This is a genomic window from Paraburkholderia humisilvae (genome assembly GCF_902859855.1).
GTDB classification, from domain to species: domain Bacteria; phylum Pseudomonadota; class Gammaproteobacteria; order Burkholderiales; family Burkholderiaceae; genus Paraburkholderia; species Paraburkholderia humisilvae.
The window spans coordinates 1-17,136 of sequence record NZ_CADIKH010000042.1 but is presented as its reverse complement, the minus strand read 5'-3'; the positions used below and the strand labels follow the sequence as shown (position 1 = coordinate 17,136).

General features: G+C 58.2%; 19 protein-coding genes. 10 read left to right on the top strand and 9 right to left on the bottom strand.

Annotation, left to right across the window (positions count from 1 at the left end; all coding sequences use genetic code 11):
* The first annotated feature begins 2 nt into the window (after nt 1-2).
* The 4 genes from ligK to HV796_RS30375 all read left to right on the top strand — a co-directional run bounded on the left by ligK (nt 3) and on the right by HV796_RS30375 (nt 3,738).
* Nucleotides 3-686, top strand: a complete 684-nt coding sequence (gene ligK, locus HV796_RS30390; RefSeq protein WP_175231150.1) for a 4-carboxy-4-hydroxy-2-oxoadipate aldolase/oxaloacetate decarboxylase — start codon at nt 3-5, stop codon at nt 684-686.
* Nucleotides 687-790: 104 nt separating this feature from the next.
* Nucleotides 791-1,546 carry a 2OG-Fe(II) oxygenase gene (locus HV796_RS30385; RefSeq protein WP_175231147.1) on the top strand — a complete coding sequence of 252 codons (756 nt, stop codon included), beginning with the start codon at nt 791-793 and terminating at the stop codon, nt 1,544-1,546.
* Between the two features lie 340 nt (nt 1,547-1,886).
* The gene (locus HV796_RS30380) at nt 1,887-3,110 is read left to right on the top strand and encodes an MFS transporter (RefSeq protein ID WP_175231144.1); all 1,224 of its coding nucleotides are present in this window, start codon (nt 1,887-1,889) and stop codon (nt 3,108-3,110) included.
* 61 nt (nt 3,111-3,171) lie between these two features.
* Nucleotides 3,172-3,738 (top strand): CGNR zinc finger domain-containing protein, encoded by a 567-nt coding sequence (locus tag HV796_RS30375; RefSeq protein ID WP_175231141.1) that lies wholly within the window; start codon nt 3,172-3,174, stop codon nt 3,736-3,738.
* 99 nt (nt 3,739-3,837) lie between these two features.
* Here HV796_RS30375 and HV796_RS30370 read toward each other — a convergent pair whose 3' ends face one another.
* The 8 genes from HV796_RS30370 to HV796_RS30335 form a co-directional block, all read right to left on the bottom strand.
* Nucleotides 3,838-4,428 carry a CGNR zinc finger domain-containing protein gene (locus tag HV796_RS30370; protein WP_175231138.1) on the bottom strand — a complete coding sequence of 197 codons (591 nt, stop codon included), beginning with the start codon at nt 4,426-4,428 and terminating at the stop codon, nt 3,838-3,840.
* A 334-nt stretch (nt 4,429-4,762) separates the two neighbouring features.
* Complete coding sequence (locus HV796_RS30365) at nt 4,763-5,461, bottom strand: alpha/beta hydrolase (protein WP_175231131.1); 699 nt, start codon at nt 5,459-5,461, stop codon at nt 4,763-4,765.
* Between the two features lie 43 nt (nt 5,462-5,504).
* Entirely contained in the window at nt 5,505-6,050 is a 546-nt protein-coding gene (locus tag HV796_RS30360; RefSeq protein ID WP_175231127.1) for an ester cyclase, read from the bottom strand.
* 112 nt (nt 6,051-6,162) lie between these two features.
* Nucleotides 6,163-6,933: an SDR family oxidoreductase gene (locus HV796_RS30355; RefSeq protein WP_175231123.1), complete on the bottom strand. Its 771-nt coding sequence runs from the start codon at nt 6,931-6,933 to the stop codon at nt 6,163-6,165.
* A 194-nt stretch (nt 6,934-7,127) separates the two neighbouring features.
* The gene (locus tag HV796_RS30350; RefSeq protein WP_246356118.1) at nt 7,128-8,126 is read right to left on the bottom strand and encodes a LysR family transcriptional regulator; all 999 of its coding nucleotides are present in this window, start codon (nt 8,124-8,126) and stop codon (nt 7,128-7,130) included.
* Nucleotides 8,127-8,310: 184 nt separating this feature from the next.
* Complete coding sequence (locus HV796_RS30345; protein WP_175231120.1) at nt 8,311-9,198, bottom strand: alpha/beta fold hydrolase; 888 nt, start codon at nt 9,196-9,198, stop codon at nt 8,311-8,313.
* 210 nt (nt 9,199-9,408) lie between these two features.
* Nucleotides 9,409-10,407, bottom strand: a complete 999-nt coding sequence (locus HV796_RS30340) for a LysR family transcriptional regulator (RefSeq protein WP_175231118.1) — start codon at nt 10,405-10,407, stop codon at nt 9,409-9,411.
* A 56-nt stretch (nt 10,408-10,463) separates the two neighbouring features.
* Entirely contained in the window at nt 10,464-10,763 is a 300-nt protein-coding gene (locus HV796_RS30335) for an HAD family hydrolase (protein WP_175231117.1), read from the bottom strand.
* Nucleotides 10,764-11,049: 286 nt separating this feature from the next.
* On the opposite strand from HV796_RS30335, the gene HV796_RS30330 reads away from it, so the two are divergent.
* The 6 genes from HV796_RS30330 (at nt 11,050) to HV796_RS30305 (ending at nt 16,122) form a co-directional block, all read left to right on the top strand.
* Nucleotides 11,050-11,313, top strand: a complete 264-nt coding sequence (locus tag HV796_RS30330; protein WP_175231115.1) for a hypothetical protein — start codon at nt 11,050-11,052, stop codon at nt 11,311-11,313.
* Between the two features lie 274 nt (nt 11,314-11,587).
* Complete coding sequence (locus HV796_RS30325; RefSeq protein WP_175231113.1) at nt 11,588-12,214, top strand: TetR/AcrR family transcriptional regulator; 627 nt, start codon at nt 11,588-11,590, stop codon at nt 12,212-12,214.
* Between the two features lie 32 nt (nt 12,215-12,246).
* A complete protein-coding gene (locus HV796_RS30320) occupies nt 12,247-13,083 on the top strand; it encodes an alpha/beta fold hydrolase (protein ID WP_175231111.1) in 837 nt (278 codons plus the stop codon).
* A 29-nt stretch (nt 13,084-13,112) separates the two neighbouring features.
* Nucleotides 13,113-14,036, top strand: coding sequence for a ketopantoate reductase family protein (locus HV796_RS30315; RefSeq protein WP_175231109.1), 924 nt, complete (start codon nt 13,113-13,115; stop codon nt 14,034-14,036).
* The gene (locus tag HV796_RS30310; RefSeq protein ID WP_175231107.1) at nt 14,033-15,127 is read left to right on the top strand and encodes an enolase C-terminal domain-like protein; all 1,095 of its coding nucleotides are present in this window, start codon (nt 14,033-14,035) and stop codon (nt 15,125-15,127) included. Before HV796_RS30315 ends, HV796_RS30310 begins: the two co-directional genes overlap by 4 nt.
* 407 nt (nt 15,128-15,534) lie before the next feature.
* Entirely contained in the window at nt 15,535-16,122 is a 588-nt protein-coding gene (locus HV796_RS30305) for a CGNR zinc finger domain-containing protein (protein ID WP_175231104.1), read from the top strand.
* A 12-nt stretch (nt 16,123-16,134) separates the two neighbouring features.
* On the opposite strand, the gene HV796_RS30300 is transcribed toward HV796_RS30305, so the two are convergent.
* Entirely contained in the window at nt 16,135-16,563 is a 429-nt protein-coding gene (locus HV796_RS30300) for an MAPEG family protein (RefSeq protein ID WP_175231101.1), read from the bottom strand.
* Nucleotides 16,564-17,136: the final 573 nt, after the last annotated feature.

Genomic DNA, 17,136 nt, shown 5'->3' with positions numbered 1-17,136 from the left:
ACATGTACGAACTCGGAGTCGTTTATCGAAACATCGCGCGCGCCGACGAGCGCGTCTCGGATGGTCTCGGTGTGCTTGGCAGCGCAACCGTGCACGAGGCAATGGGCCGCACCGGCCTGATGAAACCGTATATACGGCCCATCTATACCGGCGCGCACGCATGGGGTCCCGCCGTGACGGTGCTGCTGCATCCCGGCGACAACTGGATGCTGCACGTGGTCGCGGAACAGATTCAACCGGGTGACATGGTGGTGGCCGCGGTCACCGCCGACTGCACCGACGGCTATTTCGGCGATCTGCTTGCGACCAGCTTCAAGGCGCGCGGTGCGCGTGGTCTGATTATCGACGCCGGCGTGCGCGACGTTCGCGTGCTGACCGAAATGGGCTTTCCGGTCTGGAGCAAGGCGATTTCCGCAAAAGGCACGATCAAGGCGACGCTCGGCTCGGTCAACATTCCGGTTGTCTGCGCCGGCGCACTGGTTACGCCGGGCGATGTCATCGTTGCGGATCAGGACGGTGTGACGGTTGTCCCATCTGCCAAGGCGCTGGAAACACTGGAAAAGGCGACCGCGAGGGAAGCGAACGAGACCGCGAAGCGCGCCAAACTGGCATCCGGTGTGCTCGGTCTCGACATGTATCAGATGCGCGAGCCGCTTAAGGCGCTGGGTTTGCGTTATATCGACTAGTCCCATCGAATGACACCGCAAGACCCGGAGTGTAGGCCCCCGCCCGGATCGGCAAACTGGCTTTCAACAGGAAAGACTCCGATCACGATCCGGGAAGGGACAGCATGGACATCGCAACGCAGACGGCGCCTCGCGCCGCTCTTTTATCGGCAAGCCCATTGGCCGGGCGCGTCGCAGCACTCGACTGGCCGCGCATCGAAAACGAACTCGACAGCTTCGGCTGTGCAACGGCGGCGATGCTCATTGCGCCAGACGAGTGTGATCGGCTCGCGAGCCTCTACACCCGCGAAGACATCTTCCGCTCCCGCGTTGTGATGGCACGGCACGGCTTCGGACGCGGCGAATACAAATATTTCGCCTATCCGCTGCCGGACATCATCGAAGGCCTGCGTACCGCGCTCTACCCTTACCTCGTCGCGGTCGCGAATCGCTGGAACGAGGCGATGCGCATCGACGTCCGCTACCCATCGCAGCATCGGGACTTTCTCAGGCGCTGCCACGAAGCCGGACAGACAAGACCGACGCCGCTCATCCTGCAGTACGAAGCAGGTGACTATAACTGCCTTCACCAGGACCTGTATGGCGAGCATGTTTTCCCGATCCAGGTTGCCATTCTGCTGTCGGAGCCGGGAAAAGACTTCACCGGTGGCGAATTTGTGATGACAGAGCAACGCCCGCGCATGCAATCGCGTGCCGAGGTGGTGCCGTTGCGCAAAGGCGATGCGGTGGCCTTTACGGTGAATAGCCGCCCGGTGCAAGGCACACGCGGCGTCTACCGGGTGAACTTGCGTCATGGCGTAAGCCGGTTGCGTTCAGGACAGCGGCACACCGTCGGGCTGATTTTCCATGACGCGCAGTGACCGGCAACGAGCGCGCGGCCTATCGACCTATAAAGGCATGCAAAACAAAAGGTCGTACAAAAAAACAAAAGTGGCGCCCAGGCTTACCGTTCGATTGCGACCGGCAATACAATGGGTCGCAAAACAACATTCTGATCCAGCCAGGGAATAGACCACGTCCTTCGCCTGTTCCGCGTTTACATAAACGAGCAAGCCAACGACGTTCGAGTGCGCCGATCAGGATGACGGATTTCCGCCGGGTCTTGCATCTGCCCTCGTTCCGCCGTTTAGCTTGTCGTTCTCGTGTTAACTGGAGCACGGTCCGTCCGTCGACCCTGCTCCGTTCGGTCCTGGGAACAGCATGGCTCAAACCCTGAAAGCGCCGGCGCTCGATCGTCGGGTATGGCTGGTGGCAATCGCCTTTTTTGCAATCGGCACAGATTTCAATGTCGTATCGGGCATCCTGCCCTCTCTTGCGCAAAGCCTCAATGTGAGCGTGCCGGCCGCCGGCCAGGTGGTCACCTCGTATGCATTCTTCTATGCGATCTGCGCACCGGTGCTCGCCGCGCTGACCGCAAGCGTGCGCCGCAAACCGTTGATTGTCTGGTCGCTCACCGGATTCGCACTGGCTAATGCGGCGTCCGCGTTGGCGCCGACCTTCGCATTCCTGATCGGAACCCGCATCGTCGCCGCCTTTTCCGCCAGTATCTTCGCACCCGCCGCTTACGGACTGGCCGCGTCGCTCGCCACATCCAGCCGCAAGGGCGCCGCACTTTCCGCGGCACTGTCGGGCATCACCGCTTCGCTCGTCGTCGGCGTGCCCATTGGCGCATACATCGGCAACCGGTTTGGCTGGCAAGGGAGCTTCTGGTTTGTCACGGCGCTCGCACTGATCGGCGCCGTGGGGCTCGCGCTGCGCCTGCAGCACGACGAACAGACCGGATCGCCCACCGCCAGGTCGGCCGCCACCGCTTTCTCCGCGCGCTTTGCACCGCTCGCCGATCGTACGGTACTGCTGGGCATGGTGCCGTCACTGGTCTGGTATGTGGCGATGTTTTCGCTGTACACCTATCTCGGCGCGTCGCTCACCGAACGAGGCATGACGAAGGAAGGACTTAGCGCGATGTATGCCGCGTTTGGCGTGGGTGCCCTGATCGGCAATCACCTCGGTGGGTCACTGAGCGACCGGTTCGGATCGCAGCGCGTGATTGCCGTTGCGCTGGTTATTCAAATCGCCGACCTCGCATGGCTGGGCGTGACCGGCTCGTCGCTGGTTGCAAACGCGTTCGCCGTTGCAATTTTCGGCATGAACCTGTGGTTTATATTCCCCTCGCAGCAAAGCCGGCTCCTTTCGCTTGCGCCTCGGCACGGACCGCTTGTGCTCGCGTTGAACAACTCGGCGATGTACCTCGGTGGCGCAATCGGATCCGCAGCCAGTGCGCTGCTGATCCGCCATGGCGTCGCGACCGCGAACTTGCCGTGGGTATCGTGCGCGCTGTTTGTGGTCGCGCTTGCGGTTTTTTCACTGTGTTCATGGGCGTTGCGCCGCGATGCGCTCGCGGGTCCGCGCATCGAATCTTTGTAACTTCTCAAATAACAATTTAGAAGTTACCATTTCCGGTAGGAAGCTACCGGAGAACATCCCCATGTCCGTTCAATTTCTAACGTTGTCCGATCACTCGGTGCTCGACTTTATCAACACTGCGGCAACCGATGAGATGGGTTCATACGAGTACCTTGCAACCGACGGACACGTCGTCGACTGGATGAAAGCGCACCAGTTCGCGAGCACCGCCGTGCTGCCGATGTTCGAAGAAGGGCAACTGGTCCACGCTGCGCGCACGCTGAGGGACGCGATTCGTCATGCGATGTTCCAGAGAAAAGTGGGGAAAAGAGTCAATATCGAACCGCTCAACGCGTTCCTGAATTTGGGCCAATATCGTGTGACGCTGGCTCGACACGCAAACGGCCGACTGCATGTCACGCATGAATACGATTACGCGACACCCGAGCAGTTTCTCGCACAGATAGCCAATGCCGCCGCCGAGTTACTAGCGACCGGCGACTTCAACCTGATCCGGAAATGCGCGTCGGAGGCCTGCTCATTGTGGTTCCATGATCGGACCAAGGCTCACCGGCGCCGCTGGTGCAGCATGACGCGCTGTGGGAACCGTCTGAAGGTCGCGAACTACCGCGCGCGTCGCAAGGCGTAAGTCGCTTCGAAAGATTGACGGGGCGTACATTGCGTACGCTCGCCGTTGACCACCAGAAGCTCCGCTTACGCACTCGTCATAGCGGGTATGCGTATGTGTTCACTGCTCCGTCAACTCGTCAACATGCGGACGCGTACGAAAGCGCGCAGCCTTCTGACGATTCCCGCATACGGACATGTTGCACCAGCGGCGCCGATGGGACTTTGTTCTGTCATAAAACCATAGCGGGCAACCTGTCGACTCACATTGGCGAATCAGCGCGAAATCGCCTCGCGCCAGCAGCTCCGCCGCCGCTATGGCGAGCGGCGCGAGTACCTGCACTGACGATTGCGCGGAAAATTGACACACCGCCTTCAAATTGCCGTCGTGGTCCTCGACCAGCTGCATCTGATAGCTGCCCTCCATTAGCACCGGCCGCAGAAGCTCTGTGTCTACAGGTTCGTCCGACTTTCGTTGCACAATCAACCGACGCAGATTCTCTCGCAACTGCCGCGCCTCCGTGGCGAGCCCCTCAAAGCGTCCATCCTCCCGCATGACGACCAGATCCCGCAGCCCTGCACGCTCAAGCCACGCCATCACGTCCTCATCGCGCTGAAACAGATCCACCCACTGCCCGTTGTGCGGCACAACCGTATTCAGAAATTCAAGCACGCTGTCCTGGGCACGCACTGATGCCAATGGCGAAGCCATTGAATCCTCCACAAAAGTGAACCGTGACTGTAACTGTTAACACCTTCATTGACAAGTTACGCATCGAATGAATAGGCCGTCACTCGCACGATTTCTCAACACAGTGGACAGTGCGTCACAACTGGCTGGAGGCAGATCAGCTTTGAGGTATGAGCGCACGCTCATATCTGATCACGAGAATAAAGTGTGATCAGACCGCGACGCATCAAGACATGCGGATATATCCAGCTACCGTATGCCATTCATGCATCACTCGCATGCCGCGCTTGCAGTGCTTATCAGCTGCGCGGCAAACGGCATGCGATCCTGCGTAACGCGGGTTCTTTTCCGTTTATCAAGCTGCCACAGCGTGTACCGCCTCGACGATGATATCGATTACCGTTTCTGGTGCGGTTAGTGAAGGCGTGTGATCAACCTTGTGTGTGCGCACTGACGCTTTCATGCGGTCTGCCATGAATCGCTGGGTCTGCGGGTTGATCATCCGATCATCTTCCGCCAGCAGATACCAGCTTCGAGTCGACTTCCATGCCGGTTCCACAACGGCCTGCTTGATGCACTTAACGGATATCGGCCGCTGTACGGCAGCGCTGATCGCCTTCTCCACGGCAGTCGCGTTCTGGGCGAATGCTTTGTCGAACCCGACATCGGGCATCCAGATGTCGCCTCGTTCATCCGGTCCCAGCTCCGGCGCGTCCGGATGGCTGTCGCCGCGATAAAGGACGTCCGCCACCGTCTCACCTGCGTCCGGTGCTAGCGCCGCAACAAACACCAACGCTTTCACCTTGTCGCGTTTTACGCCGCCAATGACCGCGCCGGCGTACGCATGACCGACCAGAACGACCGGTCCCGCCGTCTTGTCGACCATCGACGCGACCACGTCGATGTCGTCGGTCAAACCTGTCAGTGGAATGGGCGCACATACTACGTTTAACCCCGCATTCCGAAGCGGGACAATCACCTTGCTCCAGCTGGAACCGTCAGCCCACGCACCATGCACCAGCACCACCGTTACGCCACTTGCAAGCGAACTCATACGCATCATCTCCGAAATGGATTCTTCCCTATCGCGCCTGTTACTACCTGATGGCGCCGAGCTGTTTCGATAGCGTCAAATTGTCTTCGAGGTGCCAGTTCTCGACGATCAGTCCGTCTTTTACACGGTAAAGATCGAATGCCTGGAAATCGATTGGCTGCCCGTTTCCCTGAATGTCCTTGAACTTCCCGGTGAAGTGCCCCTTGAAATGAAGATGAAGCATCACGCGATCGCCGACCACCGTCATGTCGTCGACATCGGATGTCAGGTCGGGAACCGCCGACCGAAAGTTTTTCGACGCTTGCAGCACGCCTTGCAGACCCGGCGCGCGGCCAGCCGGCAACGTCCGGTCGACGAAGTCGCTCGCTAGTGCCGCTTTCGCGTAGGCGTCGTCGCCGGTGTTCCAGAAAGCCGCATATCGCAGTGCGGCACGCTCGACCGCCTTCGTCGTTGCCGAGTGGTCCGCAATCGACACATGGTGCGGGGTCGGCAACCCCTCTTGCGCTGCGCGCGCATTGCCGCCAAGCGCCACCGCCGATGCAGCCATCAATAGCAGGAATGTCCTGGCGACTGTCTCAATGCGTTTCATACGGGTATTCCGATAGCAGTTCATTCGATGCGCGCACGTGATCGTCAACACGTTCGCGCTCCTTTCCCTTTGCGATCTCCAACGCCGCTTCTTCAGTTGGACGATCGACCGCTCATAAGCCTTTCACCTCGCCGCCATCCATCCGCAGCGCTGCACCGATCAACCATTCGCCTGCGGGCGACAGGATAAAAGCCATCAATTCGGCGATATCCTCCGGTTTGCCGTACCGGGTGATGCCGGCCTGATCGGGGAACTTCTCAAGCGCCTCGTCAACGGTCATCGCGTGTGCTGCCGCATACTTCTCCATATACGAGCGGCGCCGATCGGTCATCACGGGACCCGGTAACACGCTATTCACGCGAACCCCGTCGCCGATGCCTCGATCCGCAAACGCCTTCGCCATTGCGACGATCGCGGCGTTGACCGTTGCCACCGCGGCAAAGCCCGACTTCGGCGCCTGAGCCGAGTTTCCCGATGTAAAGATCACCGAACCGCGCGTTGCCTTCAGCGCATCCCATGCGTGAATCGCAAGCCTTCTTGCACCGTGCAATTTCAGCGCAAAGCCGTCGTCCCACTGTTCATCGGTCATCTGAAGCACATCGACCTGCGGAACAGCGCCGGCGATATTAACCACTGCATCGATCCGCCCGAACTTGTCCAGCGTCTTCTGCACGACTAAACCGGCGGCAGCCGGCTCGCGCAAATCAGCGTCGATGTCCAGCGCCTGCGCTCCAGCCGCTTTCACGTCTTGTGCGGTCGACTTCAGAAGATCCGCGTTGCGCGCGACAACGATCACCGCGCCAAAATTCTGCGCAAGGCGAATCGCCGTTGCCCGTCCAATGCCGCGGCTAGCACCTGTCACAATTGCAACTTTCTTTTCCATTTCAAACTACCTCCACGAGTCTGGCCGGTTGTTCCCGTACTGATAGATTTCAAATATAATTCGTATGCCTTACTATTAGTGGCTTGCGAACCGCTTCATTACAACCTGTAATCGACACCTCTCAGCGGGTCTTGTCGTTTGATCCAGTATCTGCGAATCGCCTCACGAGTGCCATGATCCCGGGTTCATAGCTGCTATGAATGAAGCGCGACCTTAGGCGCACTTTCACGGGCAATGTCCAGCATCAGCGACGTCATGGCCGACAGCGGACGGCCGCGACGAGTCAGGCCGACAATCAAGCGGCGCATCAACGGCTGCTCGATCTTCACGCGCACGAGCTGATATTCCTGAAGTATTTTTTCCGGGATCAGAAGCGGCAAAATGCACTGGCCATTGGTGATCGACACCAGTTTCAGCATCGCGTCGACGGTTTCAACCTCCGCCGTCACCGTCGCGTTGAATTCCTTCGTATGCAGCATTTTCCGCAACGCATAGCCAGCTGGAAACGCCACCAGCGGGGGCGATTCTTCACGCAGGTCGACGCCGGAGCGCGAAGCAAAGCGCGAGTTCTCGTGCACAACGAGGCACATATCGTCTTCGAATAGCGGCGTGATATCCAGTTGATCCGACGCTACCGCCGAGTCGTACGCAAAACCGATTTCCGCTCTCCCGCTCTCCACCAGTTCAACCACGCCCGGCGAGCTGCGTCCGAGCAGCGCGACGCTTGCGCTGGGCCGCTGCGCCATGAACCTGGCCGCGACCTCCGCCATAAAGTAGTAGCTCAGCGTATGGATCGTCGCGACATGGATGCTGCCGTCAGTCACGCCGTGCTCATTACGCAACTGAAGCACCGCGTTGTCGACGAGCTGATATGCGGCACTGGCTATCTCGAGCAATTTTTTCCCCGCCTCGGTCAGTTCAACGCCGCGCCCGTGACGCACGAATAGCGCTTGCCCGACGAACTCTTCGAGGCTTGCCAGGTGACGACTCAATCCTGATTGGGTAAGCGATAGTGCTTCCGCTGCTGCGGAAAGCGACTTGTGCGCCGCGATCTCTATGAAAAGTCTGGCCTGATAGTCAACGTTGGCTTTCATGGTATTTCCGGGCAATTGAATGGCGAATCCTGCGTCCATGTTGACGTGGTCGGCACGGGGGTCTTGTCGTCGCCTTTTTACCGCTGCATCGCGCGTCACGAGCCAATGCGCCGGCTGCCGCGTCGCACACGATTGCCCATATTGACGCATGCGTACTGCCTCGCGGGCCGCCTTGTATAAACAAAGTTGCGTCACTTATCGTAACTTATTAACAATGTATTTCTAGGTTACTCAAGTTGCCTGATCACTGTCGATGCAGGCAACTCGCTGCTATTGGATAGCCTCAGGCCTTCACACTTTCCGCAAGAAAGTCACGCATCGCGCCCGCGATCTCCTCGACGTGCGTTTCCAGCGCAAAGTGTCCGGTATCGAGCATTCTGACGATCGCTTTCGGGTTGTCACGACGATAAGCTTCAGCGCCGGGCGGAATGAAGAAAGGATCGTTCTTTCCCCAGATCGCCAGTGTCGGGGGCTGGTGGTCACGGAAGAATTTCTGGAATGTCGGATACAGCTTCAGGTTCGACTGGTAGTCAAGGAACAGATCGAGTTGAATATCTTTCTGCCCAGCTCGTTCTAGCAGCGCGGCATCGAGCGTATACGACTCCGGCGCGACCGAATCGGGGTCCGAAACACCGTGCAAATATTGAAAGCGGGTGCCTTCGTAGTTGAGGATCGCGTCATGGACCGTTTTCCGGTGCGCTGCGGTGGGCTCTGCCCAGTATTTGCGGATTGGATCCCACGCGTCACCGAGCCCCTCCTCGTACGCATTTCCGTTTTGCGAAATGAGAGCGCTCACACGCTCGGGGTATTTGACCGCCAGCCTGAGGCCCACGGGTGCGCCGTAATCAAACACGTACACGGCATAACGCTTCAATCCGAGCTTGTCGACAAACGCCGCGGCCGTCTCCGCGAGCGCGTCGAACGAGTATTGGTAACCGCGCGCGTCGGGAACCTGAGTGAATCCGAAGCCTGGAAGATCCGGAGCAATCACACGATATCGGTCTGCCAGACGTGGAATCAGCTCGCGATACATATGCGACGAAGACGGGAAGCCGTGCAGCAGCAATACGACAGGCGCGGCGGCGGCACCCGCCTCGCGATAGAAGACGTTGACCCCATCTGCGTCGATACGCTTAACGGAAACCGCTGGAACAGCATGAGCTTTCGACATTGAGACCTCCATGAACAGTTGCTCGACGGGCCGACGGCCCTCTTCAAACGCCTTATCGTAATCCGTTTATGTAACTTTTCAAAGTTACTTTTATCAGTTACCTGAAGATCGTGAGAAGACCGGCGATCAGCACAATTCCCGTCGGTATCCTATTCAATAGAATCTATTGCAAAGCACCCGATATGCATGTCCAAATCGCCCGATGTGCGACTACGCCGCGCCAGGTGTTACATGCCGCAGGACCGTCGCGCCGTGTGCGCCCGACCCGGCGGGCTCGCCACCGATCGCCTCAATGGTGCGGTGCAGTTCGTCCAGCGCCGGCGATATATGGTCTTTCAGATAGTCGATAAGCTGCGCGACCTTGGCATCCAGGTATCGGCGAGCGGGATAGAGTGCAACGATGTTGAATGCATGAAGCCGATATTGCGGCAGCACCCGAACCAACGCGCCGCTACGCAAATCGCTCACGACCGTATAGCTTGCAAGTGTGCCGATTCCCGCGCCTGACAGCAGCGAGTAGGTGAGTGCTCTTGCCGAATTCGCCTGGAACGGTGAAACCGCCACCGGAACGCTAACCTCGCCGTCGGGCCCTTCCAGTATCCACTCGTCAGTCGGCCCTACCGGACTTTCAAGCCTGAGTAGCGTGTGCTTCTTCAGGTCCGCAATGTCCTTCGGAACCCCGCGTCGAGCCAGATAATCTCCCGACGCAACCAGTATCCCGTACGATTTCCCGAACAAACTGGACACGTAACCGGAATCGGGTAATTTTGGTGCGGCGATGAACGATACGTCGTATCCTTCCTCCACCAGATTGGGCATGCGCTGCTCCACCCTCAATTCAACTGATACGTCCGGGTTGGCGGCCTGAAAAGCGACAATCGCCGCTGTCATGTGACTTTCCGCGAGTCCCGGCATCGAATGGATGCGGATGCGCCCGTGAGGAATGGTGGTTGCGTTGCGCGCTTCCGCGTTCGCGTGGTCGATGTCCGCGAGAATCGCCTTCATACGCCGGTAGTACCGATCACCCGTGTCCGTCATCGAAAGATGCCGGGTCGTACGGTGGATCAAAGCGGCGCTCAAATGCTCCTCGAGCGCCGTTACCGTGCGTGAAATTTTCCCGGTCGTCGTGTTCAGCTCGTTCGCGACGGCCGTGAAGGAGCCGGTTTCGACTACGCGCACAAAAATACGCACGTTGTGAAGCATCTCCACCACAATCCTCTCCCGGGGTTCGTAAAGCGCACGCTTTGCTTACCTGATCAACGTCGTCAGCTCGCGAAGCGACCGATGTTCGCTATGTGACTGCGCAAATTCGTACTCACGTACCACATTCGCCCGATTGATCCGCGCGACACACGCGGATCGTGCTTGTGGATTTTTCGATCATCAACCGACAGAACATCATCGATAAATTCCAGCAATCCACCCGCCTCCAGCGCGGCCTTCACCATCGGGGGCGTTCCATTCGACAGAACAGAAATTCTGATATTCAAATCTTTCAATTGGGTGAGCGCTTCGCGGGCATCCGGATGGGCGCCCAGCACTATTCCAGTTGGCGTGATCGCCACATCGCGGCAAAGGCTTCGGCTTTGTCCCCAAACGCTCCGGGTTGGCGCGATGCACCTCGACACCCGCCGCGCAAGACGTTTGACGGGTAGGTCAGCGGATCATGCAGGAGACAGCCTGCATAAAATGAAACAGTGAAAACACATTTCCGTCTCTAATCGCGTGTCCGTCTGACATTAGCGTCAAGTTATAGAACGGTTTCTTCCATCCAGGCTTCTGTATCCGCGAATCTCTGAAACCTATAGTTGTGCCGTCGAAGCACATCGCTAACGTATCGGAGATTTTTAGATGCACATCGTTAAGGTAATCGCCGCCGTGTCTTTGGTGGTAAGCGGAATTTCGTTTGCTCAAGCGCAGGAAACTTCGCCGCCCGACAACACGGTTGCTCAAGCACAAATGTCTGGCACAACTGTCACGCACGCGGATAAGCGACGCGACAGCGGTGCCCCGTCCGATTACCCGTCGGGATTCAACACCGGGCCGACAAAGCCCATCGTCAAAGGCTGTAACGGGCCAGTCAGCTTCTGCAATATCTACTTCGGTGGTAGTTGAGCATACCGACACGCGCGGTCATGGGTCGGCGCGCAGTTCAATGCGTATGCACGCGACCCTGATTCTTTTGCTTGAACACATGAACCTTCGCACGGCTGCCGCAGCGTTGAAGCGGAATTCGGCTTCGATCGACCTTGTCATCGGCATACGATTGCCACCTTTCAGAAGCAAAATCACATTGTAACCAATATATCCCGTTATACAGGTTTCAACTTGGCCCGCGTGGCAAGCTCGAATGGGATTCGCCTTGACCCCTCCTGCTGTACCTCATAGTATGTACATCACAGACGACGTATTCATCAGCGGGAGTGACGTGGCGATGGGCCGGCGCGAAGACATCATCGAGGCAACGAAAGATCTGCTCTGGGAGAAGGGCTATGAAGCCACGAGCCCGCGTGACATCCAGGCAAAGAGCCATGCCGGTCAAGGCAGTTTTTATCACCATTTCCCCAGCAAACAGGCGCTCGTGCGCGAAGCGATCGTCGAGGTCGTAGAAGAGCGCATAGCCGATTTCGAAGAGGCGATGTCGCGCAACGGGCGCTTTAAAGATCGGCTGCTCAGGTTTCTGGAACAAAACAGAAGGCCGTTGTCGGGTTGTCGCGTCGGTCGCCTCGTTTGGGATTCAGCGATTCAGGATGACGAATTGCGGCGGCCTTTGTCGCACTATTTCGACCACCTCGAGACGCGGCTACAAGACATCCTCAACCAGGAGCAGGCGGCGGGGTCGATCAGGTTGGCCCTGCCGGCCGCGCACATCGCGCTGACCATCGTAATGGTCGTTCAAGGCAGTTTCGCCGTCAGTCGCGCAATGAAGCGGTCCCGCGCCAATGACGCGCGCGCAGCACTACTCGGCTGTCTTGATCTCGCGATCGTGGAACACGGCGACTCGCGGTCTGCTTAGGCAGTGCATGTGACCATTCAGAGGTATCCGCCATGCAAGCAACCATCGAAGGTTCCGTCAGCGCTAACGGACAGCACATCGCTTTTACACGCACTGCTGAAACACCGACGGTCGTGTTACTGCATGGCATTCCGACGAACCGGCACCTGTGGCGTGCGGTCACGCCGGAACTGTCAGCACAACAATGCGGGTGGATTGCTTTCGATCTGGTCGGATACGGTGAGTCGTCGAAGCCGGAGTCCATCGACATCGGCGTGCGTGCGCAGGCCGCTTTTATCGCCGAAGCGCTACGTCAAACCGGATGGCAAGGCGGAACCGTCGTCGGTCACGATATTGGAGGCGGAGTCGCGCAACTGCTTGCGCTCGATGCGTCGCTGTCGGTCGGCCGCATGGCGTTGGTCGACAGCGTAGCTTATGACTCATTTCCAGAACCTGGCATTGCCCGGCTAAAAGATCCCGTTTGGGACGCGATACTGGGCGCGGAAGACTTCGATCTGAAACGGGGGTTCGCGAAAGGCCTCCGCCAAGGTTTAGTCAAGATCGAACGCGTGACGCCTGAGCTCGTCGCCGAATATGAGCGCCCGTTTGCAGGCGTGGCCGGGCGCGAAGCCTATTTGCGTGCCGCACGTGCACTTCGCAGCGAAGACCTCGAAGCGCGGATCGCCGATATCGAGGCACTGCGGATTCCGGTGTTGCTGGTTTGGGGTGCTCAAGATCGCTTTCAACCGCTGAAATATGGTCAGAGACTGGTCGACGCGTTGCACAACGCAAGACTCGAAGTTGTGGATACCGCCGGACATTTTTTGCCCGAAGACGAACCCGCGTTACTGGGCAAGATGCTGGCGGAGTTTGTGCGGGAGACACGCTGAGGCATCTTTTTGATTGAGCGAGATTACCGATGAAAATTGTGGTGTTGGGATCAGGAGGCGTCGGCGGATATTTCGGCGCCCGTCTGGCAACTGCGGGATACGATGTGACCTTTATCGCGCGCGGCAGGCACCTCGCGGCGATCCGTGGAAACGGTCTGCGGGTGACGAGTCCGCTGGGTGACCTCGTCATCAGCAGCCCGAACGTGGTGGAAGACCTAAGCGTCGTCAAATCGGCTGATCTTGTGCTTGTCGCCGTGAAGTTGTGGGGCACGGAATCGGTTGCCGAGTCGCTCAAACCGCTTGCCGAAAAAGGCGCAGCGGTCATCTCCTTTCAGAATGGCGTGCAGAAGGACGAGATCCTCGCTCGCTATTTGCCTAAGCGTTCGATTATCGGCGGCGTCTGCTATATCGCCGCAACGATCGGCGAACCTGGGTTAATCGTGCACAGCGGAACGCTGCAAAAGCTTGCATTCGGTGAATATGACGCAAACCGCTCGGCGAGGGTGACAGCCTTTTATGACGCGTGTCAGAAAGCAGGCATTACCGCGGAAATCAGTGACGACATTCAACGTCTCATCTGGGAAAAGTTCGTATTTCTGGTTGGTCTGTCGGGAACGACGTCATCGATCCGCCAGCCGATCGGTCCGATTCGCGAGGATCCGCGCACGCGAGCCTTCCTGCTGCAAGTGATGAGCGAAGTCGTGGCCGTCGGGCGAGCCAAAGGCGTGAACCTGCCCGCGAATTTCGCAGACGACCGGCTCGCCTTTTGCGACACCCTGCCCGCGACGATGACGTCGTCAATGCATCACGATCTCGGACGCGGCAACCGCCTGGAATTGCCGTGGCTAAGCGGCGCGGTTTGCACATTCGGCTCGCAGCTCAATGTCCCGACGCCGAAAAACAGCGCGATTTCAGACATCCTCGCGCTATACGCGGACGGAAAGAACGCATGACAACGCATCCTCTCAAGATACGATCGATCGACGCCGTAGCGGTCTCGGTGCCAATGAATCGCCCTTTGGGCACCAGCGCGCAATCGATCCGCAGCGCTTCATTGCTGCTCCTGACACTTCAGACGGATGATGGAATTTGCGGCCGGTCCTACGCATTCTGCTATCTCGAGTCCGTCGCGCGGTCGCTAGAGGTCATCGTGCGCGATCTGAGCGACTTTCTCGCTGGACATGAGCTCGCGCCGGTCGAGCTGTCGGAATCCGTCGCGCGATATTTCAAGCTAACGGGCCTCTATGGTCCGCTTCGCATGGTCGCGTCCGCGATTGACGGCGCCGCGTGGGACGCGCTATCCGTGTGCGCCGGGGTCCCGCTCGCGGTGTACCTTGGCGGCTCGATTCGGCCGATTCGGGCATATAACAGCAACGGCCTCGGTCTGATGCCCGCCGACCAAGCCGCCGACCAGGCGGAAGAACTGGTGTCGGCCGGATTTTCCGCAGTCAAAATGCGTCTGGGCCGCACCCGCTTTGCTGACGATCTCATCGCGCTTCGCGCGGTACGAAAGCGTCTTGCAGACGATATTGCAATCATGGTCGACTTCAATCAGGCGCTGAGCTTTGCCGCCGCGATGGAGTACTGCCCGCAACTTGACGGCGAAGGCGTGTATTGGATCGAAGAACCGATCAGACATGACGACTTCGAACATCTCGCGATGATCGCATCAGCGACGAAGACGCCGCTGCAACTCGGCGAAAATCTGGTGGGCCTGCCGCCCGTGTTCGATTCGCTAAAGGTGGATGCGTCCGACTATCTGATGTTCGACGTGGATCGTATCGGCGGCGTGTCGGGCTGGCGTCTGGCGAGCGGTGTTGCGGCCGCCGCCGGCCGGCCGGTTTCGTCGCACCTGTTCCCCGAGATCAGCGCGCATCTGTTAGCCGCGACTCCCACCAGGCATTGGCTCGAATACGTCGACTGGGCGAACCTCTTGCTCGAAGAACCGCTTCGCATCAGCGATGGCAACGCTATGCTCTCCGACCGCGCTGGCAACGGGATTGTCTGGGATCAGGACGCCGTCAAACGATGTCAGCTTCTGTAAGGCTGCTCGCGCTATCGATGTCTGAACCCCGCGTCGTGTGATTGCACTGCGCGATTTGCTCCGCGTGATTGTTCTGCGTTACGCGGTTCGCACTTGACATCCCTCTTGCGCTGACATTCACTTATGCCAGAAATGAACGGCAGCTGCTTCTCAAGCGCATATTCCAGTAACAGCTGGCAACCTCCGCACGCCTCACACCGCTCGCACCGATAGACCGTCAATCGAACAGGCGTGCGAGGTACGCGCGACCGCTCAGACTCCGGTATATTGCGAATACAGGTTACCGAAACCGAAACCGAAACCGCAAGCGCCGGCGCAGGATGTAACTTTCAGGAAACTTCTTGGCGTAACTTGTCAACCTACGTTTTAGCGGTTACAATCGCCTCCCCAGCTACCGGAGAAGACTGATGCTTGCCCCTGCTCAGGCGTTTTTACAGATCGCCGACGACCCGGCGCTTGATTTCCTCAATACGGTCGCGCGCAATGAAAGCGGTCTATACGAGTATCTGGAAACCGACAGCGATGTCATCGCGTGGTTGCAGGCCATGGAGTTTCTGGATGCGAAGGAACAGCCTTCATTCAGAAAGGGCGCACTCTTAAATGCAGCGCGAAGCTTGCGGGATACTATCAGAAAGCTGGTTATTCAGAAGAAAGACGGAAAGCGCCTGGATGTCGCGGCGCTCAATTCGTTTCTCGACCATGCGCGGTATCACGTGAATCTGGTCCGCAGAGCGCATGGGCAACTGGATGTGGTCCACAACTATGACCGAGCGTCGCCGGAACAGCTGCTTGCGCCCGTTGCACAGGCCGCCGCCGAGCTTCTCGCGACCGGAGACTTCGAACTCGTCAGGAAATGCGAGTCGGAGGACTGCATCTTGTGGTTCTACGATCGCACCAAAGCACATCGGCGCCGCTGGTGCAGCATGGCCATGTGCGGCAATCGTCACAAGGTCGCGAACTTTCGTGCCCGCCAAAAATACGCCGCGGGCGAATAACGACGATCGCCCCTACATCGCGAGCACATCCAGCAGGCAACGAATCATCAGGACTTGCTGGAGGCCTGCCGAAGTGAAAAATAAAACAATCCGTATCGGGTCCGTGGCGCGCGTGATCCAGCTGAGGCTATAGGCGATTCGCAGCAACGCGTAACACCACGCCACGTAACTATCAAAGTCGCTTGCGCGATGGGTCATTGCCAGCGCGAAAGACAACACATAAAAGATCACCGGCGCATCGAGCAGTCGTGCCGTGTCGTAACGAATCCACGTGCCCGTCTTTCGAACGCCCGACTCGATCGACGGTGGGCGCCCTTCGTACTGCGAACGCGCTGTCCCTGTCAGGACGATCACTATCAGGGCAAACAGGCTAGGGCCCCACAACAAAACGGACGTCCATGCGGCCAGCAAGACCGCAGGGGCAAGAATGGTGTTGTGCATGTATTCGATAGCAAAATAAATCGATGGACTGCTTCAGAGTTCCCAGTATGCGCAGCGATCGTTGGGATGGCCGAATAAAATCAGGCATCGTCGCTTCCATAACGACGCAGGCAAGGCAAATATTCCGCCAGCACATTGGCAATAACGTGCGGCGCATTTACCCAACGGTGCAACGCGTCATTCGGAGTTGGGTGTTTGATCCACGGTTTCTTCAGTCTTTATAAATTCGCTTTTATCGGTTACCCACGTGTGCGGACCCGGACGCGATTTACGCATTGATACGCTATCCGCCTTGCCCGCCGCACATCTGATGTTCGCAACGATGAATTCCGTTTCATAGCAGCTGTGAATGGCGGTATTACCTGACCTCAAACCCAAAGCACACCTGGGTTGCAGGCACTCTTCACGAATCTGGAATGACAGTCCGTACTAAACGTAACGTTGACTCGCCGTCTCTGTACCTACTATTGACCTTTCCATAAATCATGACGTCACCACAAGGTTGCCTGAATCCAGCACGCGGCGATGATCGAAGGTCGGTGCTGAGCGCTTTTGAGCTTGTTGCGAGCGACG

Excerpts from the sequence above, each read along its gene's own strand:
- HV796_RS30385 (WP_175231147.1), top strand. The coding sequence starts at position 791 with ATGGACATCGCAACGCAGACGGCGCCTCGCGCCGCTCTTTTATCGGCA.
- HV796_RS30355 (WP_175231123.1), bottom strand. The coding sequence starts at position 6,933 with ATGGAAAAGAAAGTTGCAATTGTGACAGGTGCTAGCCGCGGCATTGGA.
- HV796_RS30325 (WP_175231113.1), top strand. The coding sequence starts at position 11,588 with ATGTACATCACAGACGACGTATTCATCAGCGGGAGTGACGTGGCGATG.
- HV796_RS30380 (WP_175231144.1), top strand. The coding sequence starts at position 1,887 with ATGGCTCAAACCCTGAAAGCGCCGGCGCTCGATCGTCGGGTATGGCTG.
- HV796_RS30310 (WP_175231107.1), top strand. The coding sequence starts at position 14,033 with ATGACAACGCATCCTCTCAAGATACGATCGATCGACGCCGTAGCGGTC.
- HV796_RS30345 (WP_175231120.1), bottom strand. The coding sequence starts at position 9,198 with ATGTCGAAAGCTCATGCTGTTCCAGCGGTTTCCGTTAAGCGTATCGAC.
- HV796_RS30365 (WP_175231131.1), bottom strand. The coding sequence starts at position 5,461 with ATGAGTTCGCTTGCAAGTGGCGTAACGGTGGTGCTGGTGCATGGTGCG.
- HV796_RS30300 (WP_175231101.1), bottom strand. The coding sequence starts at position 16,563 with ATGCACAACACCATTCTTGCCCCTGCGGTCTTGCTGGCCGCATGGACG.
- HV796_RS30330 (WP_175231115.1), top strand. The coding sequence starts at position 11,050 with ATGCACATCGTTAAGGTAATCGCCGCCGTGTCTTTGGTGGTAAGCGGA.
- HV796_RS30315 (WP_175231109.1), top strand. The coding sequence starts at position 13,113 with ATGAAAATTGTGGTGTTGGGATCAGGAGGCGTCGGCGGATATTTCGGC.
- HV796_RS30375 (WP_175231141.1), top strand. The coding sequence starts at position 3,172 with ATGTCCGTTCAATTTCTAACGTTGTCCGATCACTCGGTGCTCGACTTT.
- HV796_RS30320 (WP_175231111.1), top strand. The coding sequence starts at position 12,247 with ATGCAAGCAACCATCGAAGGTTCCGTCAGCGCTAACGGACAGCACATC.
- HV796_RS30305 (WP_175231104.1), top strand. The coding sequence starts at position 15,535 with ATGCTTGCCCCTGCTCAGGCGTTTTTACAGATCGCCGACGACCCGGCG.
- HV796_RS30370 (WP_175231138.1), bottom strand. The coding sequence starts at position 4,428 with ATGGCTTCGCCATTGGCATCAGTGCGTGCCCAGGACAGCGTGCTTGAA.
- ligK (WP_175231150.1), top strand. The coding sequence starts at position 3 with ATGTACGAACTCGGAGTCGTTTATCGAAACATCGCGCGCGCCGACGAG.
- HV796_RS30360 (WP_175231127.1), bottom strand. The coding sequence starts at position 6,050 with ATGAAACGCATTGAGACAGTCGCCAGGACATTCCTGCTATTGATGGCT.